The sequence below is a fragment of the Pseudomonas sp. MNR3A genome (assembly GCF_009650575.1).
Classification (GTDB): domain Bacteria; phylum Pseudomonadota; class Gammaproteobacteria; order Pseudomonadales; family Pseudomonadaceae; genus Aquipseudomonas; species Aquipseudomonas machongensis.
In genome coordinates this window covers 81,711-103,665 of record NZ_VZZS01000012.1, presented here as the reverse complement: position 1 = coordinate 103,665, position 21,955 = coordinate 81,711, and the positions used below count along the sequence as shown (strand labels likewise).

Annotated in this window: 17 protein-coding genes and 3 tRNA genes; 16 read left to right on the top strand and 4 right to left on the bottom strand. The window is 63.5% G+C overall.

Annotation, left to right across the window (positions count from 1 at the left end):
• Positions 1 to 16: 16 nt before the first annotated feature.
• The 13 genes from truA (at position 17) to F6X62_RS10270 (ending at position 10,680) form a co-directional block, all read left to right on the top strand.
• A complete protein-coding gene (gene truA, locus F6X62_RS10330) occupies positions 17 to 871 on the top strand; it encodes a tRNA pseudouridine(38-40) synthase TruA (protein WP_153773426.1) in 855 nt (284 codons plus the stop codon).
• A gap of 60 nt (positions 872 to 931) precedes the next feature.
• Positions 932 to 1,552 carry a phosphoribosylanthranilate isomerase gene (locus F6X62_RS10325; RefSeq protein ID WP_153773425.1) on the top strand — a complete coding sequence of 207 codons (621 nt, stop codon included), beginning with the start codon at positions 932 to 934 and terminating at the stop codon, positions 1,550 to 1,552.
• Positions 1,553 to 1,804: 252 nt separating this feature from the next.
• A complete protein-coding gene (accD, locus tag F6X62_RS10320) occupies positions 1,805 to 2,698 on the top strand; it encodes an acetyl-CoA carboxylase, carboxyltransferase subunit beta (protein ID WP_054893105.1) in 894 nt (297 codons plus the stop codon).
• Positions 2,698 to 4,005 (top strand): bifunctional tetrahydrofolate synthase/dihydrofolate synthase, encoded by a 1,308-nt coding sequence (gene folC, locus F6X62_RS10315; protein ID WP_153773424.1) that lies wholly within the window; start codon positions 2,698 to 2,700, stop codon positions 4,003 to 4,005. The genes accD and folC overlap by 1 nt, the downstream gene beginning before the upstream one ends.
• Complete coding sequence (locus F6X62_RS10310; protein WP_153773423.1) at positions 3,989 to 4,672, top strand: SPOR domain-containing protein; 684 nt, start codon at positions 3,989 to 3,991, stop codon at positions 4,670 to 4,672. The genes folC and F6X62_RS10310 overlap by 17 nt, the downstream gene beginning before the upstream one ends.
• Before the next feature lie 195 nt (positions 4,673 to 4,867).
• Complete coding sequence (locus F6X62_RS10305; protein WP_054893108.1) at positions 4,868 to 5,422, top strand: CvpA family protein; 555 nt, start codon at positions 4,868 to 4,870, stop codon at positions 5,420 to 5,422.
• Between the two features lie 42 nt (positions 5,423 to 5,464).
• Positions 5,465 to 6,970: an amidophosphoribosyltransferase gene (purF, locus tag F6X62_RS10300; protein ID WP_054893109.1), complete on the top strand. Its 1,506-nt coding sequence runs from the start codon at positions 5,465 to 5,467 to the stop codon at positions 6,968 to 6,970.
• Between the two features lie 25 nt (positions 6,971 to 6,995).
• A complete protein-coding gene (locus F6X62_RS10295) occupies positions 6,996 to 8,207 on the top strand; it encodes an O-succinylhomoserine sulfhydrylase (RefSeq protein WP_112897765.1) in 1,212 nt (403 codons plus the stop codon).
• The gene (locus tag F6X62_RS10290; RefSeq protein WP_054893111.1) at positions 8,204 to 8,977 is read left to right on the top strand and encodes an SDR family oxidoreductase; all 774 of its coding nucleotides are present in this window, start codon (positions 8,204 to 8,206) and stop codon (positions 8,975 to 8,977) included. The genes F6X62_RS10295 and F6X62_RS10290 overlap by 4 nt, the downstream gene beginning before the upstream one ends.
• Before the next feature lie 168 nt (positions 8,978 to 9,145).
• Positions 9,146 to 9,221: transfer RNA gene (locus F6X62_RS10285), tRNA-Val, on the top strand.
• Positions 9,222 to 9,300: 79 nt separating this feature from the next.
• Positions 9,301 to 9,377 (top strand) — tRNA-Asp (locus F6X62_RS10280).
• Between the two features lie 99 nt (positions 9,378 to 9,476).
• Positions 9,477 to 9,553 (top strand) — tRNA-Asp (locus F6X62_RS10275).
• Between the two features lie 257 nt (positions 9,554 to 9,810).
• Positions 9,811 to 10,680 (top strand): DUF2242 domain-containing protein, encoded by an 870-nt coding sequence (locus tag F6X62_RS10270; protein WP_153773422.1) that lies wholly within the window; start codon positions 9,811 to 9,813, stop codon positions 10,678 to 10,680.
• Between the two features lie 238 nt (positions 10,681 to 10,918).
• On the opposite strand, the gene F6X62_RS10265 is transcribed toward F6X62_RS10270, so the two are convergent.
• Both F6X62_RS10265 and F6X62_RS10260 read right to left on the bottom strand, forming a co-directional pair.
• Positions 10,919 to 11,959 carry an AraC family transcriptional regulator gene (locus F6X62_RS10265; protein ID WP_153773421.1) on the bottom strand — a complete coding sequence of 347 codons (1,041 nt, stop codon included), beginning with the start codon at positions 11,957 to 11,959 and terminating at the stop codon, positions 10,919 to 10,921.
• A 4-nt stretch (positions 11,960 to 11,963) separates the two neighbouring features.
• On the bottom strand, positions 11,964 to 13,082 hold the full coding sequence (locus F6X62_RS10260; RefSeq protein WP_153773420.1) for a nitrilase-related carbon-nitrogen hydrolase: 1,119 nt from the start codon (positions 13,080 to 13,082) through the stop codon (positions 11,964 to 11,966).
• Between the two features lie 186 nt (positions 13,083 to 13,268).
• Between F6X62_RS10260 and F6X62_RS10255 the strand changes: the two genes are divergently transcribed.
• From F6X62_RS10255 to F6X62_RS10245, 3 genes are all read left to right on the top strand, one after another.
• Positions 13,269 to 15,305, top strand: coding sequence for an NADPH-dependent 2,4-dienoyl-CoA reductase (locus F6X62_RS10255; RefSeq protein ID WP_153773419.1), 2,037 nt, complete (start codon positions 13,269 to 13,271; stop codon positions 15,303 to 15,305).
• 86 nt (positions 15,306 to 15,391) lie between these two features.
• Complete coding sequence (locus tag F6X62_RS10250; RefSeq protein ID WP_153773418.1) at positions 15,392 to 19,333, top strand: dermonecrotic toxin domain-containing protein; 3,942 nt, start codon at positions 15,392 to 15,394, stop codon at positions 19,331 to 19,333.
• A 34-nt stretch (positions 19,334 to 19,367) separates the two neighbouring features.
• Positions 19,368 to 20,267, top strand: a complete 900-nt coding sequence (locus F6X62_RS10245) for a 1-aminocyclopropane-1-carboxylate deaminase/D-cysteine desulfhydrase (RefSeq protein ID WP_153773417.1) — start codon at positions 19,368 to 19,370, stop codon at positions 20,265 to 20,267.
• Here F6X62_RS10245 and F6X62_RS10240 read toward each other — a convergent pair.
• Together F6X62_RS10240 and F6X62_RS10235 are read right to left on the bottom strand one after the other, a co-directional pair.
• Positions 20,258 to 20,803 carry a cytochrome b gene (locus F6X62_RS10240; RefSeq protein WP_054893117.1) on the bottom strand — a complete coding sequence of 182 codons (546 nt, stop codon included), beginning with the start codon at positions 20,801 to 20,803 and terminating at the stop codon, positions 20,258 to 20,260. The genes F6X62_RS10245 and F6X62_RS10240 overlap by 10 nt on opposite strands.
• A 151-nt stretch (positions 20,804 to 20,954) precedes the next feature.
• The gene (locus F6X62_RS10235) at positions 20,955 to 21,944 is read right to left on the bottom strand and encodes a DUF1853 family protein (protein WP_178117542.1); all 990 of its coding nucleotides are present in this window, start codon (positions 21,942 to 21,944) and stop codon (positions 20,955 to 20,957) included.
• Positions 21,945 to 21,955 lie beyond the last annotated feature (11 nt).

The window sequence follows — 21,955 nt, the reverse complement described above, 5'->3', positions numbered from 1 at the left end:
CACAGGTTTGGCTTTCTTGGACATCAACGACATCGACGCGGCCGAATCGGCGGCCGAAGGGTACTCGCGCATCGCCCTGGGCGTGGAATACAAAGGTTCGCGCTACCGCGGCTGGCAACGCCAGGCCAGTGGTGTGCCCAGTGTCCAGCAGGCGCTGGAGCAGGCATTGTCGAAGGTCGCCGACTCGCCGATCAGTGTGATGTGCGCCGGGCGCACCGACGCTGGCGTTCACGGCTGCGGCCAGGTGGTGCACTTCGATACCCGCGCCGTGCGTGACGAACGTGCCTGGACCCTGGGCACCAACTTCAACCTGCCCCATGACATCAGCGTGGCCTGGGCACGGACGATGCCGGCGCACTTCCATGCGCGGTTCAAGGCCACTGCCCGGCGTTACCGCTACGTCATCTACAACGATCCGATCCGTCCGGCGCACCTGGCCGAAGAGGTAACCTGGAATCACCGCCCGCTGGATGTCGCGGCGATGGCCGAGGCCGCCGAATACCTGCTCGGCACCCACGACTTCAGCGCATTCCGGGCCAGCCAATGCCAGGCCAAGTCGCCGGTCAAGCATATCCACCACCTGCGCGTTACCCGCCATGGTCGGATGATCGTCCTCGACGTGCGCGCCACGGCTTTCCTGCATCACATGGTGCGCAATATCGCCGGTGTGCTGATGACCATCGGTGCCGGCGAGCGCCCTGTGCAATGGGCCCGCGAGGTGCTGGAGGGGCGCAACCGTCGGGAGGGGGGCGTGACGGCGCATCCTTATGGCCTGTACCTGGTGCAGGTGGAGTATCCGGAAGAGTTCGCCCTGCCGCAGCGTTACATCGGCCCACACTTTCTTACCGGCTACGAGGCGTTGGCAGACTGACGGGCGAAACGTCATTTGCTAACATCCGGCCTTTCACCGATCACTCAAGGTTCGTCGTCCATGAGCAACGTCCGCACCAAGATCTGCGGGATTACCCGCATCGAAGACGCGCTGGCCGCCGTCGAGGCCGGTGCCGATGCCATTGGCTTCGTCTTCTATGCCAAGAGCCCGCGCGCGGTGGATGTGCGCCAGGCGCGGGCGATCATCGAGCAGTTGCCGCCCTTCGTGACCACGGTGGGGCTGTTCGTCAACGCGTCACGCTGTGAGCTGAACGAGATCCTCGAGGTGGTTCCACTGGACCTGCTACAGTTCCACGGCGACGAAACCCCCGCCGATTGCGAAGGCTATCACCGCCCATGGATCAAGGCCCTGCGAGTGCGCCCCGGGGATGATCTCGAGGCTGCCTGCCAGCAGTACTCCGGCGCCCGTGGCATTCTCCTGGACACCTACGTGGCTGGTGTGCCGGGGGGGACTGGCGAAGCCTTCGATTGGTCGCTGGTGCCGGCGCGCTTGAGCAAGCCGATCATCCTCGCGGGTGGGTTGTCGGCGGACAACGTCGGTCAGGCCATCGTCCAGGTCAACCCCTATGCGGTGGACGTCAGTGGCGGCGTCGAGCAGGCCAAGGGCATCAAGGATGCCAGCAAGATCGAAGCCTTCATGCGCGCGGTCCGCGCGGCGTGACGGCGGATGTGACGGTTGGCGGCGTGCCATCGTCCATAGCTATCGCAGCCCGGTGCTGCCCGGCTGGCCCCGTGGGGCTGGTCATCAGAACACGCGACGCCAGGGGCGTCGGCGTACAGGTTGAAGGTGGAGTGGTGCGCGGGTGGTCCCTGTGACCGGTCCATCGTCGTTTAGAACACGAATTTGAGCTCAAGGGTCGGGGCAGGGCAGGCGACAGCAAGCCCGCCACCGGCCAAAACGGGAGAATAGAGCATGAGCAACTGGTTGGTAGACAAACTGATCCCTTCGATCATGCGTTCCGAGGTGAAGAAGAGCTCGGTGCCGGAAGGCCTGTGGCACAAGTGCCCGGCGTGCGAAGCCGTGCTGTATCGTCCGGAGCTGGAAAAAACACTCGACGTCTGCCCCAAGTGCAACCATCACATGCGTATCGGCGCCCGTGAGCGTATCGACATCTTCCTCGATGTCGAAGGCCGCGCCGAGCTGGGCGCTGACCTGGAACCGGTCGATCGCCTGAAGTTCCGTGATGGCAAGAAGTACAAGGATCGCCTGACCGCCGCGCAGAAGCAGACCGGCGAGAAGGACGCGCTGGTCTCGGTCAGCGGCACACTCATGGGCATGCCGATCGTGGTCAGCGCCTTCGAGTTCTCCTTCATGGGTGGTTCGATGGGTGCCATCGTCGGCGAGCGCTTCGTGCGCGCAGCCAACTACGCCCTGGAAAACCGTTGCCCGATGATCTGTTTCTCCGCCTCCGGCGGTGCGCGCATGCAGGAAGCGCTGATCTCGCTGATGCAGATGGCCAAGACCTCGGCGGTGCTGGCGCGCCTGCGTGAAGAAGGCATCCCGTTCATCTCGGTACTGACCGACCCGGTCTATGGTGGTGTGTCCGCCAGTCTTGCGATGCTGGGTGATGTCATCGTCGGTGAACCGAAGGCGCTGATCGGCTTCGCCGGCCCGCGTGTGATCGAGCAGACCGTGCGCGAAAAACTGCCGGAAGGCTTCCAGCGCAGCGAGTTCCTGCTGGAGCATGGTGCCATCGACCTGATCATCTCCCGTCATGAGCTGCGTCCACGCCTGGCCCGCCTGCTGGCACAGATGACCGGCCAACCGACTCCCGAGCAGGCAAAAGAAGCGGCCGTCGTCGCGTGATGAGCCAGCGTACCCTGGGCGAGTGGCTCGCATACCTCGAGCAGTTGCACCCTTCGGCCATCGACATGGGCCTGGAGCGTTCACAGCAGGTGCTGGCGCGCCTCGCGCTCGGTCGGCTGGCGCCGAGGGTGGTGACGGTCACCGGCACCAACGGCAAGGGTTCGACCTGTGCGTTCATCGCCTCGTTGCTGCGTGCCCAGGGCTTGAAGGTCGGCGTGTACAGCTCGCCGCACCTGTTGCGTTACAACGAGCGGGTGCTGATCGATGGCGTCGAAGCCAGCGATGAGCGTCTGTGCGAAGCCTTCGCCGCCGTCGAGGCGGCGCGGGGCGAGATTTCCCTCACCTACTTCGAGATGGGTACATTGGCGGCGTTCTGGCTGTTCCAACAGTCGCAGCTCGATGCCGTGGTGCTCGAAGTGGGCCTGGGTGGCCGGCTGGACACCGTGAACGTGGTGGACGCCGACATGGCGCTGGTGACCAGCATCGGTGTCGACCATGTCGATTACCTGGGTGATACCCGTGAACGGGTGGCCTTCGAGAAGGCTGGCATCTTCCGTGCGGGCAAGCCTGCGCTATGTGGCGACCTGGACCCACCGCAGCCGCTGCTGGACAAGGCAACAGAACTCACTGCGCCGCTGTTCCTGCGTGGCCGTGAGTTCGACCTGGACAGCGCCGAAGGCCGCTGGAGCTGGCGTGGCACCACGACCGATGGTCAGTCGGTGGCGCTGCATGACCTGCCGCTGCTCGACCTGCCCATGGAAAACGCTGCCCTGGCACTGCAGGCCTACCTGCTGATGGGCTTGCCGTGGCAGGCCGAGCAGGTTTGCCGGGCGTTGCTCGATACGCGTATTACCGGTCGCCTGGACCGTCGCCAGTTGACCTGGCAGGGCAAGGCGGTGGAGCTGCTGCTGGATGTCGGGCACAACCCGCATGCCGCGGAGTATCTAGCTCGCCGCCTGGCCGCGCGTCCGTTGAAGGGGCGTCGTTTGGCGGTGTTCGGCCTGCTCGCCGACAAGGACCTGGAAGGCGTGATCGCACCACTGCAGGGCCTGGTCGACGACTGGGCGGTAGCCCCCCTGGATACCCCGCGCAGTCGTGGGGCTGCCGAACTGGCCACTGCCTTGACGAACCAAGGTGCTACGGTGAAGTCTTATGCCAGTGTCGCCGCTGCCCTAGAAGGGCAGTGTGCACAGGCAACGGCGGATGACCAGATCTTGCTGTTCGGTTCGTTTTTCTGCGTCGGCCAAGCCCTGGAATGGCTCGAGCGGCAGGTCCCGGAGGATGGAGTAGATGGCAGTGCTGGATAAAGGGATGAAGCAGCGCATGGTCGGTGCGCTGGTGCTGGTGGCGCTGGCGGTGATCTTCCTGCCGATGCTGTTCACCCGCGAGGACGAGATGCGCCAGGTGCGCGTCGAGGCGCCCCAGGCGCCGGCCATGCCAAGCCTCCCCGACGTCAAGGTGGAGCCTGTGCAGGTGCCGGAGCCTCAGGCGCTGCCTGATCCCTCGGAGCAACCGCCGGTGGTGGTCGACGAGTCCACTGCACCGGTCAGCGCGCCAAGCCAGCCGATCACGCCGTCACCTGCGCAGGTCGCCCAGGTGCCGGTGGCCAAGTCGCCACCCCCAGCACCTGCCGCTAAAGCTGAAGCGCGCCCGGTGCCGCCTGCCACTCCCGCACCTGCTGCCACTGCCAGTGCAAGCAAGCCGGCGGCAGCGTCGAAGATCGATGGCAACGGTCTGCCGGTGAGCTGGTCGATCCAGTTGGCCAGCCTGTCCAACCGTGCTGGCGCCGACAACCTGCAGAAGACCCTGCGCAGCCAGGGCTACAACGCCTACATCCGGTCGGCTGACGGCATGAACCGGGTGTTCGTCGGCCCACTGATCGAGCGTGCCGAAGCCGAGCGCCTGCGTGATGTGATCAACCGCCAGCAGAATCTCAAGGGTATCGTGGTTCGTTTCCAGCCGGAACGAGGCTGAATTCGAGCGGCCCTGCCAGATCAGCGCATTGACGCCGGTCGGGCGGGGCCGTTTTTCGTTCGATTCCAGCCTTCGCGAGCGCTACAAAGTTGTCCTGAAAGTCAAGCTGCAGGCCTTCAACGACCTGACATTCCGCTTACCCCAAGCCCTCCGCTCTGTTAAAATGCGCCGCCTCAAACGTCTGCAGGCAGCACCGTGGCATTTACCTGGGTAGATTGGGCGATCATTGCGGTCGTCGCCGTTTCCTCACTGATCAGTCTCAAGCGCGGCTTCGTCAAGGAAGCCTTGTCCTTGCTCATCTGGATCATTGCCGGCGCGGTCGCCTGGATGTTCGGCGGGTCGCTGTCGCAGTACCTGGAGAGCTATATCCAGACACCCTCGGCACGGATCATCGCCGGGTGTACCATTCTTTTCGTCGCCACCCTGCTGGTGGGGGCGATGATCAACTTCCTCGTCGGCGAGCTGATCCGCGTGACCGGGCTGTCCGGCACCGATCGTTTCCTCGGCATGGTGTTCGGCGCCGCGCGCGGGGCCTTGCTGGTGGTGGTGGCCGTCGGCTTGCTCAGCCTGGGCCCGGTGCAACAGGATCCGTGGTGGCAGGAATCACGCCTGATACCACAATTTCTATTGGTCGCTGACTGGTCGAAGAACCTGATTCTCGGTTTCGCCGGTCAGTGGATGTCCAGTGGGATCAGCTCTCCAGTTGATCTTCCGTTCAAGGAACAGCTGCTCGGTCCATCCCGGCCCTGAGCGCTTTTCACTCAAGTTTCGTCAAAGTAGGGGTTGCGTCGCATGTGTGGCATCGTCGGTATCGTCGGTAAGTCGAACGTCAATCAGGCGCTGTATGACGCGCTAACGGTCCTCCAGCACCGCGGCCAGGACGCTGCCGGTATCGTGACCAGCCATGACGGCCGGTTGTTCCTGCGCAAGGATAATGGCCTGGTGCGCGACGTCTTCCAGCAGCGCCACATGCAGCGCCTGGTCGGCCACATGGGCATCGGCCACGTGCGCTACCCGACCGCGGGCAGCTCCACCTCGGCCGAGGCCCAGCCGTTCTACGTCAACTCGCCGTATGGCATCACCCTGGCGCACAACGGCAACCTGACCAACGTCGAGCAGTTGGCCAAGGAGATCTACGAGTCCGACCTGCGTCACGTCAACACCAATTCCGACTCGGAAGTGCTGCTCAACGTGTTCGCCCATGAGCTGGCCGTACGTGGCAAGCTGCAGCCGACCGAGGAGGACGTGTTCGCGGCGGTCTCCCATGTGCACAGCCGCTGTGTCGGTGGCTATGCGGTGGTGGCGATGATCACCGGCTACGGCATCGTCGGCTTCCGTGACCCCAACGGCATTCGTCCGGTGGTGTTCGGCCAGCGCCACACCGACGAAGGCGTCGAGTACATGATCGCCTCCGAAAGCGTTGCCCTGGACGTCCTCGGCTTCACCCTGATCCGTGACCTGGCGCCAGGCGAGGCCGTGTACATCACCGAAGAAGGTCAGATGTACACCAAGCAGTGCGCCAACAACCCGAAACTGCAGCCCTGCATCTTCGAGCATGTCTACCTGGCTCGTCCTGACTCGATCATGGACGGTGTCTCGGTGTACAAGGCGCGTCTGCGGATGGGCGAGAAGCTGGCCGAGAAGATTCGCCGCGAGCGCCCGGAGCACGACATCGACGTGGTCATCCCGATCCCGGACACCAGCCGCACCGCGGCCCTGGAGCTGGCCAACCACCTGGGTGTGAAGTTCCGCGAAGGCTTCGTCAAGAACCGCTACATCGGCCGTACCTTCATCATGCCCGGCCAGGCCGCGCGCAAGAAATCGGTACGCCAGAAGCTCAATGCCATCGAGCTGGAATTCCGCGGCAAGAACGTGATGCTGGTGGATGACTCGATCGTACGCGGCACCACCTGCAAGCAGATCATCCAGATGGCCCGTGAAGCCGGCGCGAAGAACGTCTACTTCTGCTCCGCGGCGCCGGCTGTGCGTTACCCCAACGTCTACGGCATCGACATGCCGAGCGCTCACGAACTGATCGCCCACAACCGTACCACCGAACAGGTGGCCGAGTTGATCGGCGCCGACTGGCTGATCTATCAGGACCTGCCGGACCTGATCGAATCGGTCGGTGGCGGCAAGATCAAGATCGAGCACTTCGATTGCGCGGTGTTCAACGGTGAATACGTTACCGGCGACATCGACGATGCCTACCTGGACCGTATCGAACAGGCTCGCAACGATGCGGCCAAGGTCAAGACCCAGGCTGTCAGCGCGATCATCGACCTGTACAACAACTGACTTTGGGCTTTTTAGGAGTAACGGCATGACGGATCAATGGGATGCCGGACGGCTGGACAGCGACCTGGAGGGTGTCGGTTTCGACACCCTGGCAGTGCGTGCCGGTCAGCACCGTACGCCCGAGGGCGAGCACAGCGAAGCGCTGTTCCTGACCTCCAGCTATGTCTTCCGCACGGCCGCCGATGCGGCTGCGCGTTTTGCCGGTGAAACGCCGGGCAACGTTTACTCACGCTACACCAACCCGACCGTGCGTGCCTTCGAGGAACGCCTGGCGGCCATGGAAGGTGCGGAGCAGGCCGTGGCGACGTCCACCGGCATGGCGGCGATTCTCGCCGTGGTCATGTCGCTGTGCAGCGCCGGCGACCACGTGCTGGTGTCGCAGAGCGTGTTCGGCTCGACCATCAGCCTGTTCGAGAAGTATTTCAAGCGCTTCGGTGTGCAGGTGGACTATGTGCCGCTGGTCGATCTTGGCGGTTGGAAGAACGCCATCAAGGCCAACACCAAGCTGCTGATCGTCGAGTCGCCGTCCAACCCGCTGGCGGAATTGGTGGATATCGGCGCACTGGCCGAAATCGCTCACGCCGGTGGCGCGATGCTGGTAGTGGACAACTGCTTCAGCACGCCGGCGCTGCAGCAACCGCTCAAGCAGGGGGCCGATATCGTCTTCCACTCCGCGACCAAGTTCATCGACGGCCAGGGCCGCAGCATGGGCGGCGTGGTTGCCGGTCGTGCCGAGCAGATGAAGGAAGTGGTGGGCTTCTTGCGTACCGCGGGGCCGACCCTCAGCCCGTTCAATGCCTGGATTTTCACCAAGGGCCTGGAGACCCTCAAGCTGCGCATGCGTGCGCACTGCGAGAGCGCGCAGGCCTTGGCTGAATGGCTGGAACAGCAGGAGGGTGTGGAAAAGGTGCATTACGCCGGCTTGCCAAGCCACCCACAGCACGAACTGGCCAAGCGCCAGATGAGTGGCTTCGGCGCGGTGGTCAGCTTTGAGGTCAAGGGCGGCAAAGAGGGTGCCTGGCGCTTTATCGACGCCACTCGGGTGATTTCGATCACCACGAACCTGGGTGACAGCAAGACCACCATCGCCCATCCGGCGACCACCTCCCACGGTCGTCTGAGCCCGCAGGAGCGTGAGGCGGCCGGCATCCGTGACAGCCTGATTCGTGTTGCGGTGGGGCTTGAGGACGTCGCCGATCTGCAGGCCGACCTGGCGCGTGGGTTGGCAGCGCTGTGATCGACTGGACAGGTGGCGAGCCAGACCATAACGGTCGGGTGGCCTTGGTAACCGGTGCCGCCCGCGGCATCGGCCTGGGCATCGCCGCCTGGCTGATCTGCGAAGGTTGGCAGGTGGTGTTGAGTGACCTGGACCGCCAGCGCGGTGCCAAGGTTGCCAAGACCCTGGGCAGCAACGCCTGGTTCATCGCCATGGACGTCTCCGACGAGGCCCAGGTCAGCGCTGGTGTGGCGCAGGTGCTGGGCCAATTCGGACGTCTGGATGCGCTGGTGTGCAACGCGGCCATCGCCAACCCGCATAACCATACGCTCGAGAGCCTGAGTCTTGCGCAATGGAATCGTGTATTGGCGGTCAACCTCAGTGGCCCGATGCTGTTGGCCAAGCACTGTGCGCCTTACCTGCGCGCGCATGGCGGGGCGATCGTCAACCTGGCCTCCACACGTGCACGTCAGTCGGAGCCGGACACCGAGGCCTATGCCGCGAGCAAGGGCGGGCTGCTGGCACTGACCCACGCCCTGGCCATGAGCCTGGGGCCGGAGATCCGGGTCAACGCCGTCAGCCCTGGTTGGGTCGACGCCCGCGATCCGTCCCAGCGCCGCGCCGAACCCCTCACCGAAGCCGACCATGCCCAGCATCCAACGGGCAGGGTAGGGACGGTGGAGGATGTTGCGGCACTGGTGGCCTGGCTGTTGTCGCGTCAGGCCGGATTCGTCACCGGCCAGGAATTTGTGGTCGATGGCGGCATGAGCCGCAAGATGATCTACAGCTGACGCGCCACTTGCCGCTGTGCAAAGCAAAAGGAGCCGACAAGGCTCCTTTTTCGTTCTGACGCTTTTTCAGGTTTTTGAAAAAAAATTCAACGGGGCTATTGACTTAGCATCGGTACCTGCGTAAATTTCGCGGCCTCAGCGAAGCAAACGCAACAAGCAACATCGCGAGGGTGATTAGCTCAGCCGGGAGAGCATCTGCCTTACAAGCAGAGGGTCGGCGGTTCGATCCCGTCATCACCCACCACTTCCTGAGATTGTTCCTGGCCCAGGGCGCTTCGAAAGAAGCTTTCTACCAGAGAGGAACAGGACGCAAGTCCATATGCGCAGCGGTAGTTCAGTCGGTTAGAATACCGGCCTGTCACGCCGGGGGTCGCGGGTTCGAGTCCCGTCCGCTGCGCCACTTACTTCAACAGATGGGTGAGCTTCACCGGTCTGTGGCATGAAGGCAAGACCTTTCTGCCAGATCCCAGTTTCAAGCAGGTTACGGCCTGCGAGATACGCAGCGGTAGTTCAGTCGGTTAGAATACCGGCCTGTCACGCCGGGGGTCGCGGGTTCGAGTCCCGTCCGCTGCGCCATATCCGCTTCGAGGTCACTGAACCCCTCGAGGCACAAAGAAAGCGACCTTAGGGTCGCTTTTTTTGTTTCTGTGGCTTGGTAAATGGCTAGTGCCGGCCTTGGTATCAATCAGCAGTGCAGTTAGACATCGGCGTGAAGCTGACGGGGTCACTCCGAACATTTACCCGATGCTGACAGACTCTTCACCGACCAGCGGTTTCAGCGACCCTGCGATGTGTTGCACAATAGGCACCATTCGTTCTTCCCGGAATTGACAATGTCCAGATCTACCGTCTCTGTAGCGCTCGGGCTGGCCCTGGTGCTGGCGGGTGTTTCCGGCTGTTCCTCGAAAAAGGCAGCGATCTACGAACACGAGAACTTCGACGACTCGGGGACGTTCTCGCGCAGCTTCCAGGTCAGCGATGCCGGGTCGTGCGAAGCCGCGCGCCGGGCATTGCTGAGCCAGGGCTATATCATCACCAGCAGTGACGCGAGCCAGGTGGCGGGCAACAAGAGCTTCCAGCAGAACGCCGAGAACCACCTGCAGATCAGCTTCAACATCACCTGCGCCCCCGACAGCAGCGACGATCAGCGTTCGACGATCTTTGCCAACGCCCTGCAGGATCGCTACACCCTGAAAAAATCCAACACCTCGGCCAGCCTCGGTGTAGGCATCCTCGGCTCGGTGTCGATGCCGATCGGCTCCACCGACGACTCCATGGTCAAGGTGGCCAGCGAAACCGTGACTTCGCCGCAGTTCTACGAGCGTTATTTCGCGCTGGTCGAAAGCTACCTGCCAAAGTCGAAGAAGCAGAAAAAGGCCGCCCCTCAGGTGGAGGCGCCCAAGCCTGAAAAACCGGCGCAGGAGTTGGGCTTGCCCGAGCCTGCGGCATTGGCCCCGGCCGCACAGCCAGCGGCGGTACCGGTGTCTGGCAGCGCGCCGCAGGTCGAGCCGGCAGCGCCGGTGACTCCTTCGGAGCACGCGCCATCGCCGACCGCTGCAGCACCGGCCGCCAGCGAGGCGCCCGCGGCGCCAGTGGTCGACGATAGCCAGGGCTCCCAGCCTATCGCGCCGCCGGTCGAAGCTGCGCCGATCCAGGTGCAGCAAGCGGCACCCACCGGCGAGCCGGTACCTTCGTCACTCTAGGGAAATGCTTCATCTGCTGTTACACACGTACTGCGGTTAACGACCTGAACGCCTGCTACGTTTATTCCTCATGGGGATGTCATGATTCCTTCATCCGGCCCGCTTAGCTTGATGGCCAGACCCATGAAAAAATGAATGCAAGAGGACGCAGGCCAATGGACGACTATCAGGAAGAACTTCTCGAATTCCAGGCATATGAACTGGATACCCCGGAGCCGGCGGAAGACGCCACCGAGCTCTAGCCTACTTGCCGCTGATGGCGGCGAAACTCCCCCGGTGTCAGCCTCGTCCAGCGCTTGAATGCGCGCTGGAAGGCTTCGGCCGATGCAAACCCCAGCAGATAAGCGATTTCACCGAATGCCAGCTCCGTGTCGCGGATATAGGTTTCGGCGAGGTCGCGTCGGGTGTCGTTGAGCAGGCTGCGAAAGCTCGAGCCTTCCTCGGCCAGCTTGCGACGCAAGGTCCAGGTGGGCAATTGCAGGTGGCGGGACACTTCCTCCAGGTCAGGCTCCCGTCCGCCGTTGAGCAATGGGCCGAGCAGATGTGTGATGCGTTCGCCCAGGCTGCGCACACGCGTGCGCTGGGTCAGCTCCGCCTCGCACAGTTGCAGCAGGTGCTGCCAGGTACTGGGGCAGTGGTGTGGGTTGCCCAGCGCGAGGGCGGCCTGGCCGAGGCGTAGCTGGTTGCTGGCGGCACCGAACTGCACGGGCGTGCTGCACAACGGTTGGTACAGGGTACTGTAGGCGGGCGCCTCGAACTCGATTTCCATGCGTTCGGCCAGCAGCGGCATGCCAGCCAGCCCTGACAACTGTGCCAGCCAGCCGGCCAGCAGCGAATCGACCACGAAGCGGTTGTAGGTGTTGTACGGGCTGATCGAATAAAAGCGCAGCCAGGCCCCTTGGGCGTCTTCGATGAAGGCCGAGCTGCCACGATAGTTGGCAGCGTACAGCGGCTCATAGCGCAGCAGGGTACGCGCGGCCTCGCGCACGTTCGGGGCTTGCGCTGCCGTCACGCCTGCCAGGCCGGCCTGGGCCAGGCGGCTCAGGCGTCCCATGCGCAGCCCCAGGGCGGGCTCGGCACTGAGCTCGATGGCTGCATGCCCCAGGTGCATGTAGCGGGGAATCGACAGGCGGGCACCGGCTTCGTTCATGCGCATGGCATCCAGCCCATAACGTTGCAGCAGCGGTGCCGGGTCATGTCCCAGCTCCTGCAGGGCTTCGGTCAGGGGCTGGACGAAACCTACCGAGAGGTCACCCAGGCGCACGCGTGGCTGGCGCATGCCCTTACAGCCACAGGTTCAGCAGGCGGGCACCCTGGCTGGGATTGCCAGCCAGTTGCGCGCCCGCCTGGTTGGCAAAGCCCTGGCCGTCGCTGCCCAGCTCCCAGAACTGGCCGCGCAGGAAGACACTGATGCTTGGCAGCTTGGGGTTGGCGGCCAGGATCAGTTGACGCCAAGCCGCCTCTTCACTGACTTCGCCCTTGCTCAGCGGCAACTGGTTGGCAGCCTGTTGGTGGCGGTTGCCGCGCCAGGGTTCCTGCCAACTTCCCTTGCCACTGAGAAACACCGGATTGGCGATCAGTTGCACCGACTGGTGAGCCAACAGTTCATGGTTGCGCGGATACCAGCTGTCGCTGCCCACCAGTACACCCAGGCGCCCCGCCGGGGTCTGCACGACCTGCAGCGGCTTGGCCTGGCCATCTTGAATGAAACGACGGACCTCGCTATCGGCGTATTGCTGCAACTGCGGCTGGCCAAGCGGTGTGCCATCGCTGGCGAACACCAGGCTGCTGTTGAACAGGGGGCCTTTGCCGACGTGCAACTGGCCCTCCTCGACATAGGGCGACGGCAGCACGATGGAGCCGGCCACCAGGGTGACGCCGAATTCGCGGGCCAGGCCGCCAAACAGTTGCTGGTAGTCAGCGGCCATCTGCCGCGCCTTCATGCGCAGGTGCGCGTCGGAGCGGCGGTCATCACCAGTGGCCGCCAGCATGGCCAGGCCGTAGCGCACGGGGTTGCTCAGCTCCAGCCACTGCCAGGCCTCGCGGAACTGGGTGACCTGGTACAGCTCCTTTTTCTCGCCGCGGGCCCAGAGCCAGGTACCGATGTGCTCGGGTAGCACCACCACCGTTCGCGGGTTGACCAAGCCTTGGGCACGGGCCTGTTCCAGATAGGCCGAGAGCTTGCGGTGCAGGCGCCCGAGGTTCTGGTAGTCGCTGGGGTAGAGCAGCGGCTCGATGCCCAGCAGGTTGCCGTGCTCGCCGGGTACGCCCTGGTTGAGCGCCAGTTCGATGCGCAAATCGGACAGGTAATGACCTTCCGGGCGCTGTTGGGTCCAGAAGCCATAGCTGAACAGGGCGGCGATCATCACCAGCGCCAGGGCGCTTGCCAGGAGTTTGCGCATGAAGCGGTACGGCATCTTGAGGCCAAGGGTGCTCTAGGGTAGTCCCGCTGTGCAGCAGGATCAATAAGTTGTCAGTTTCGATCATTGAGCCGGTTCAAACGCCTGTTTAATGTCGACGGCAGACAAACGACGGGGCCCGTGTGAGGCACCCGCATTCCGTGATCACGCCTCATCAGGAGTCCCTCCATGGCTGCCGAACGTTACCCACACCTGTTGGCCCCGCTCGATCTGGGCTTCACCACCCTGCGTAACCGCACCCTGATGGGCTCCATGCACACCGGTCTCGAAGAGCGCCCGGGTGGCTTCGAGCGGATGGCCGCCTACTTTGCCGAACGTGCCCGTGGCGGGGTGGGCCTGATGGTGACCGGCGGTATTGCGCCGAACGACGAGGGTGGCGTGTACTCCGGTGCGGCCAAGCTCAGCACCGACGAAGAAGCCGATAAGCATCGGATCGTCACCGAGGCGGTGCACGCGGCAGGGGGCAAGATCTGTCTGCAGATCCTGCATGCCGGACGCTATGCCTACAGCCCGCGGCAAGTGGCGCCCAGTGCCATCCAGGCACCGATCAACCCGTTCAAGCCCAAGGAGTTGGACGAGGCGGGCATCCAGAAGCAGATCGATGACTTTGTGAACTGTTCGGTACTGGCCCAGCGTGCCGGCTACGACGGCGTCGAGATCATGGGTTCGGAAGGCTACTTCATCAACCAGTTCCTCGCCGCGCACACCAACCACCGCACCGACCGCTGGGGTGGCAGCTACGAGAACCGTATGCGTCTAGCGGTAGAGATCGTCGGACGCGTACGTGAAGCGGTGGGCCGTGAGTTCATCATCATCTTCCGCCTGTCGATGCTCGATCTGGTCGAGGGTGGCAGCAACTGGGACGAGATCGTGCAGTTGGCCAAGGCCATCGAGCAGGCGGGCGCCACCTTGATCAACACTGGCATCGGCTGGCACGAAGCGCGCATCCCGACCATCGCGACCAAGGTGCCGCGCGCAGCGTTCAGCAAGGTAACCGCCAAGCTGCGCGGCGCAGTGCAGATTCCGCTGATCACCACCAACCGCATCAACACGCCCGAAGTGGCCGAAGCCGTGTTGGCCGAAGGCGACGCCGACATGGTATCGATGGCCCGGCCCTTCCTCGCCGATCCTGACTTCGTCAACAAGGCTGCCGAGGGCCGCGCGGACGAGATCAACACCTGCATCGGCTGCAACCAGGCCTGTCTGGACCACACCTTCGGCGGCAAGCTGACCAGTTGCCTGGTGAACCCGCGTGCCTGCCACGAGACCGAGCTCAACTACCTGCCGGTACGTGCGGTGAAACGCATCGCCGTGGTCGGTGCAGGGCCTGCTGGCCTCGCTGCGGCGACGGTCGCCGCCGAGCGTGGGCACGAGGTGACTCTGTTCGATGCCAGCGCCGAGATGGGTGGGCAGTTCAATGTCGCCAAGCGTGTGCCGGGCAAGGAAGAGTTCTTCGAGACCCTGCGCTACTTCGCCAACAAAGTGAAGAACAGCGGCGTGACGCTGCGCCTGAACACCCGTGTCGGTGTCGACGAACTGGCGGCGGGCGGCTTCGACGAGATTATCCTGGCTACCGGGATCACCCCACGTACGCCAACCATCCCCGGGGTCGAGCATGCCAAGGTTCTGAGCTACCTTGATGTGCTGCTCGAGCGCAAGCCAGTAGGTGAGCGGGTTGCCGTGATCGGCGCCGGTGGTATCGGGTTTGACGTCAGCGAGTACCTGGTGCACAAGGGCATCGCCACCAGCCAGGATCGCGCTGCGTTCTGGAAGGAGTGGGGTATCGATGCCAGCCTTGAGGCCCGCGGCGGTATCGCGGGGGTCAAGCCTGAACCCCATGCCCCGGCACGCCAGGTCTATCTGTTGCAGCGCAAGAAGACCAAGGTCGGCGACGGCCTGGGCAAGACCACTGGCTGGATTCACCGTACGGGTCTCAAGAAAAAACAGGTACAGATGCTCAACAGCGTCGATTACCTGAAGATCGATGATGCGGGCCTGCATGTGCGCATTGGCGAGGGCGAACCGCAGGTGCTGGCGGTGGACAACGTGGTGATCTGCGCCGGACAGGAGCCGCAGCGCGAGCTGTATGAAGGGCTGCTGGCCAAGGGGCAATCGGTGCACCTGATCGGTGGTGCGGATGTCGCTGCCGAGCTCGATGCCAAACGTGCGATCAACCAGGGATCGCGCCTGGCAGCGGAGCTCTAGGAAGACCAAGCTCCAGGAATACATACTTAGCACCGACTGTCCGTCTGGTGGCGGCAACCTCTCGATTTTCAAAAGAGATTGCCGCCATGACCCATCCCCCGCAACCCCAGCCGCTTGCCGCCGAACTGCCGGATCAATTCCCGCAAACCGATGCCCTGCCCACGCTCGGCGCGTCGGCCCTTGCGCTGTTCGAGGCACAGTTGCCGGGCCTGCTGGCGCGTGCCCCCTACCTGTTGCAATTCATCGACGACGAGGGCTCCGAGGAGCGTACGGTCACCCATGGCCACACCCTGAAGAGCCTGGTCGAGTCCGCACGCCTGGGGCAGATCACGGCTGATCTCTTCGACCCGGCACAGGCGGTGCTGTCGTCGAGCGCCAGTTCGCTGGCCGAAGCCGACCTGCTGGCGGACGTGACCCTGGCTCAGGTGCACGACGCCTTGAAGCTTATAGACGCCAAGACGGTGCTCAGCCGCTTCGAGGTCGATGCGCAAACCTACTGGGAGGTTCCCGCGCAGCTGTCGTTGGCCCCTCGGCAACTGGCCATGGAGCAGCAGGTGCGCGCGAGCCTGGCGGATGATGTGCAACTGCTGGAGAGCGTCGGAACGCTCACTGCCCAAGCCAGGGCGCTGATCGAAGACATCGTCGCCCACCCCCGTTTTTCCGACCGCAGCGTGCCAAGAGGTGTCTATGACCTGACGGTGCGCACCGGTGGAAGCTCGAAGTCCTTCTCTTTGCCAGGCATGCTGGTCCTCAGCGAAATCCCGGCCGGCTACGACCCGGCACTGTCCTACGTTACCGAGCGGCAGGCTCTGACCGGCGAAGCTGTACTGTATTGCAGCGGGCACTTCGGTTTCATCCGTCGTCACGACAACCTCCAGGCCACCCTGGATGGGGTGCGCAAGGCATTGTTGGAGGATCGCGCCTGGGGCTTGGCCTTGTTGATGCGCCTGGCACCGGAGGCGCAGCAGGCGTTGCTGGAAGAATGGGAGCGCGAAGACGCAAGCTTCGAAGTGCGAGCCGGGGTGATCGAGGGCAATCCGTTCGAGCACCTGGCCAGACAGCAGTGTGAGGCCTGGCGTGCGAGCGCGACCTGCGAGCAGCGCGGTGTATGGGATGATCGTATCGGCCTGGATGTATCGCGTGCACGTTCCACGCAGGTGCTGTTGGCGTTCGAGGCCGAACGCCAGTCGTTGCGGGCGCAACTACCAGATGGTCTGCGCAACCTTGCCCAAGCGCAGCAAGACATACTGGATGGCCTGTTGCTGGACATTGCCCAGCAGCAGAGCCTCGCCGAGGACTATTGGCAGCAGTTACCCGCTTTCGAGGATTTCGCCCGTGATCGGATTCGCGCCGAGTTGCGCAAGGACGGGCAGGATTTGGACCCCCGTGCTGTCACCGTCGAGATCGACGTCGTCGAATACAGCCCCGAGTTGCCAGAGTCGGAACTCGCGCCGGGCGTCACTCCTGATCTTGGACAGGCGCAAAGCGTGCAGAGCGAGTGCTCGTTGCTCGAATACATCGCCATGCGCATGGATGCCAGGGCCGACGCCAGTTGGACGGTCGAATTCAGTGGCGTTACTCAGGCTCAGTCACGCTATCTTTCCAGTACTCGGCTGGGCAGCCTGATCCAGCGGCTGGACCTGCAGACGCACTATCGACAAGCAATCAGCGACGCGTTGAAGACACCGTCCGATGGCGAAACCAAGGCTCTGCACCAGCGGCGCCACGATGCTGCGACAAGCCTGTTCGAGAAACGTCTGCGGCTCGATGCGTTCCTGGCGCATGCTACCGGTGACCTTGACGATTCCGGGTATCAGGCTGTCCAGGACATTCTGGATCATCCATCGCCGGACCAGCGGCCTATACGCGAAGGGCAGCGTGCCGAGTTGCAGTGGCTCACGCTGGGTGGCAACTCTCTGCGTGACGTGCTGATCTTCCATGAAGTGGGTGAGTCGTCACTGATCTGCTATACACCCGGCCATCCATCTGGCAAGCCGTTCAGGCGTCACAGCTCTCGCAGTGCGCTGCGCAGCGTGCTGGCCCAGGAGCTCGAAGGTCTCCAACGGATGTCCCCGTGGCCTGCAAGCACTGAGTACTGGGTGTCGCGGTTCGGCCGTCATCAGCTCGGGACCGCCTTGCCTCTGTTGCTCCGCATCGCTGATGGCAAGGCCGGTGCAGAGCTGGCGACGCAAACCCTCAACCAACCGATAGGCAAGGCAATTTTCAATTATCGCATCGCTTATCTGCTGGCCGAAGGTAACAGCCTGGCGGTTTCCGATGCCGAGTTGCGGCTGGAGCGTGGCCTGGATATCGCTGTCACCGTGTTCCGCGTGCTGAGCGCGCTGATTCCTGCGCGGGTCATGACCGTGCTCGACCTGGCAGAGCTTGGCTATTACATGTTCAACAGCTATGCGGCGCTGGCCAGCGGGCAGCGCGAGCAGGCCGGAACCTATGCCCTCGAGGCCTTGACCAGCCTGAGCGGCCTGGCTAATGCAAAGTTCTACCGGTTCAGGGCTCCCGTTGCTTCGGGAGTGCCGCTGCGCCTGATGGGCGGCAGCGGTTTACGGTCGGTCGTCGCGATCGACGAAGTGCCCAAGCCTCAGGGCGCGCCCTTTGTCATTTCTCACGGCCTGCGCAAGGGGTTACTGGTCTTCGATGGCCGGTTGAACGTGTCTTTGCAGGGCCGCTACTACCCCGTCTACGAAGTGCGTGACCCGCTGCAACGCACGTCGACTTTTTATATCGGGTCAGGCGACGGGGTTCAAAGCCGCTCGTTGTTTTCCAATCCCGATCCAAGAATCGAACGTGATCCACGTACAGGCGATTGGCTGATCGTGCGCCGCCCGGGGTTGCTGGGCGGAATGGATCAACCGCTGCCGGTTCGGCCAATGCCGCTGAAGGTGATGCGTGGCGTCCGAGAAAGCGCCAATAGCAGTGGCAGGACTTTCCGGATCATGGACGGCACCCAGGAGGTGGAGGTGCTGTTCGATCTGGATTATTGCTGCTGGTACTCATCTTCCAAAGGTCGTTATTACCGGCGGGATGAGCAGACGAATACCTATCTGGGCGCCGTCGACCCTGGCCCTGCGGCTTCTCGATTGGAGCGCCAGCAAGCGCGCCTGGAACTGGAGTGTCTCCAGCGGCCGGTGTTGCCAGAGCTGCCGCCGAGCAGTGGGCTGGAGCTGCTACCGAAGGTTATCCACCAGATCTGGATCGGCAGCGCAGACAGTCTGATTGCGTCTCACGACTCCACGCTCAAGGGCAACATCGAGATGGCACGGGCCGGCGGTTATCAGTTGCATCTGCATTTTCTAGGCCGCAGCGGATGGGGGGTGAACAATGCGTTGCAGCTGCGCAAGCTACGCTCGCGCTACCCAGGAGCAACCTGCACGTCCTTGAAGGGAGACGCGTTCTTCAAGGATTTCGAGGAGGGTCCGCAGGGTGAGGTGTTCAAGTTCTTCCTGCGGCCGGAAACCCGCAACTATGCGGCGGCCTGCGACGCCTTGCGCTACAAGTTGATAGATGAGTTGGGCGGGGTGTACATGGACATGGACGATGTGCTGCTCCGCCCGCTGCCTCAGTTGACATTGCGCCCTGGGCAACTGGCGGTGGGCGGGGTGGTGAGCAACGCGACCCTGATGCTCAACGGCCCCAACAACAGTCATTTCGCCTCGCTCAAGGGCAATCCATTGCTCGATGCGGTGTTGCGGGAAATGTCCCAGCGTTTCAGCGCTAGTCGCAAGCTTGGGCATCGTCCGAAGTTTTCCGATCCTGGTTTCACCGAGTACATGCGTGAGGTATCACGGGTGACTGGCCCTGGTCTGCTCAATACGATGCGGCACAGCGCCAGCGCGATCGAGAAGGCCTTGACCGAGGCGAAGCTGTATATCTTCCACTCGCAGGACAACGGCGTACGTCCCGAGCGCGCGGTATTTGAATGGGTGAAGCGCGTTTCCGCGCTGCTGACGCCACTGGAAGACTACATCAATGTCGGCAATGCCCACAGCTGGAAGACGGGGCGCCGTTGACCTGCTAACGTGCGGGCTTTTCGGGGTGCTATAGATGTTCGATGGACTTTCCGGCTCCACCGCCGCGCCCCTGCAAAGCCTGCACCTGCCCTGGTTGGCGCACGCCGGTGTGGGGTGCGCGGTGTTGCGTCTGGACCTGATCGACCCACTGGTCAGTGGCAACAAGTGGTTCAAGCTGCAGCATCACCTGCGTGCTGCCCGGAAGGCCAACGCACCTGGCCTGATCAGTCTGGGCGGCAACCATTCCAATCATTTGCACGCCTTGGCCGCTGCGGGCAGGCGCTTCGGCTTCGCCACCGCCGGGTTGCTGCGAGGCCAGCGGCAAGACACCCCGACCGTCCGTGATCTGGAAGCGCTGGGCATGACCTTGCACTGGTTGGGCTACGGTGGTTATCGGGCGCGCCACGCGCCAGGCTTCTGGCAACCCTGGCAGGCGCGTTATCCCGGCTGGCATTGCATCCCCGAAGGTGGGGGCGGTATGGAAGGTGCCCTGGGATGTGGGCAGATCGTCGAGCAGGCGCGAGCGCAATTGGCGTCGATCGGTTGGGATGATTATCACGCCTGGTGGCTGGCGGTGGGCACCGGCACCACGCTGGCAGGCCTGGTACTGGCCGAGCAGGGCGCGCATCCGGTGCATGGCGCCTTGGCGGTGCCGCGCGATCATGGTGTGGAGCAGGGCATTGCGCAACTGGCGGGTACAGCGGGCTATTGCCTGTACGATGCCTGCCGCGGCGGATTCGCCCGGCGCGATGACGCGTTGCTGGCATTCATCGCAGACAGCGAGCGGTACAGCGGTCTGCCACTCGAAGCGCTCTACACAGGGAAAGCGCTGTTGGCGCTGCGTGAGCAGGTCGAGGCCGGGCGATTTTCACCCGGCACCCGCCTGATCTTCGTTCATACCGGTGGCCTGCAGGGGCGGCGCGGCTACTTGTAAGGCAGCATGCGCAGCAGTGTGTTGTCCCGGCGTACGTAGTGGTGGTACAGCCCGGCAACGGCATGCAGCCCGATCAGCCAGTAGCCCCAGGTGCCGATGCGTTCATGCCAGCCCTTGATGAACTTTGCCTGGTCCGGATCCTGGCCGATCAGTGCAGGCAGCTCCAGCCCAAAGAATGGTATTGGCTTGCCCGCAGCGCTGAGGATCAGCCAGCCGGCCAGTGGCATGCCGATCATCAGCAGGTACAACAGCACGTGGACCAGATGGGAGAGGCCGGTCTGCCAGGCGGGTGGCTTGGGCACGATAGGCGGTGTCGGGCGCGCCAGGCGCATGGCCAGGCGAAGCCATACCAGCACGAACACGGTGAGGCCGAGCATGAAGTGCAGGCTCTTCATCAGGTCGCGCTCGGCGCTGTCCTTGGGGAACAGGCCGCGCAGCTCGATGCAGGCATAGACGGCGGCGAGCAGCACCAGCATCAGCCAGTGCAAGGTGATGGACAGGCGCGCGTAGTGTGGCGCGGGAGTGGATGAAACCATGGTCGGTCCTCGTCATCAGGTTGGATGGGCGCTCTTGCTGGCGCCTGATGTGGACTTTAGCGCGTCGATTGGTAATTTTTCGTTGTTTCAGGTCGGTTGTTTCGATGATTTTTGGGCTCGGAACGGCATCTTCTCGAGCACTGGTCCTGGGTCATCCCGACAAGTGTGGCCAGCTGTCACTCACCAGAAACACTCGCTCCGCCTCTTGCCAGGCGCCTTCGCCATCCTCCTCCAACCTCACCAGCAATTGTGCCGCGGCTCCTTCCTCCAGGCGCCACAGCCAGGCTGCAAAACCCGCCGCCCCCCAGTGATCCCCAGCCTCGACCCGTGCAGGTGCCAGCCAGGCATGGCGTTGCAGCGGTTGCCAGAGTGCCGTCGGATGAGCGCTGGCATACTGCGCCCACTCGCGTCGATGCAGCCATCGCCCGCGCAGGTGCGCAGGGTTGGCCCCGAAGGGGGCCGTGAGTTGCCCTGGCCATGGATGGAAAAGATAGCCACCCAGCCACAGGTGCGACTGCACATCGCCCACCTGCAGCTGATTCAGGACTTCCCGGCTTTCGGCCCGAGCCGAGATCGGCAACTGATGTGCGACCAGGTGCGCCAGCTTGCTGCCCAGGCGGTCGTGACAGCCTGGCCCCAGCCACTGCGCCGGGTCGTGGGCATCAGCCTGATCCGGCCCGAGGTAGAGCTTGATCGCCAGTTCCAGGTGATGGTCGCCCGTGCGATCGCGCAGCAGGATATCCAGCTCACCCAAGGTTTGCCCGCCTTGGCGGATTGCCAGGTTGGCAGCCAGCAGTTCGACACCGGGGGCCTGTTGCAGGGCGAACTGCCAGAGGCTTTCGTAGTACAGCCCCAACCGCCGGCTGGTGAGGCGCGCCAGCCACGTCTGCAAGGGCTGCGCATCATGGTCGAGAGCCAGCAGCCAGTCGCGTAACCGCCCCGGATCGTCCGCCCAGCCGCTGGCCGCCAGCGGATGGCGTTGCGGGCAGGGCGGTTCGCTCAGCAGCGGCGGCGACAGCAGCGTCCACGCCAGATCACGCACGGCAGGGTGGCGGAGCTGGCGGGGCAGGGCATGGAGGTCGGTGAAGGGTGTCATCCTGCGAGCATAGCCGGTTTGCCGCTGGCCGGTCGTTTCGCCCATAATCCAGGCAT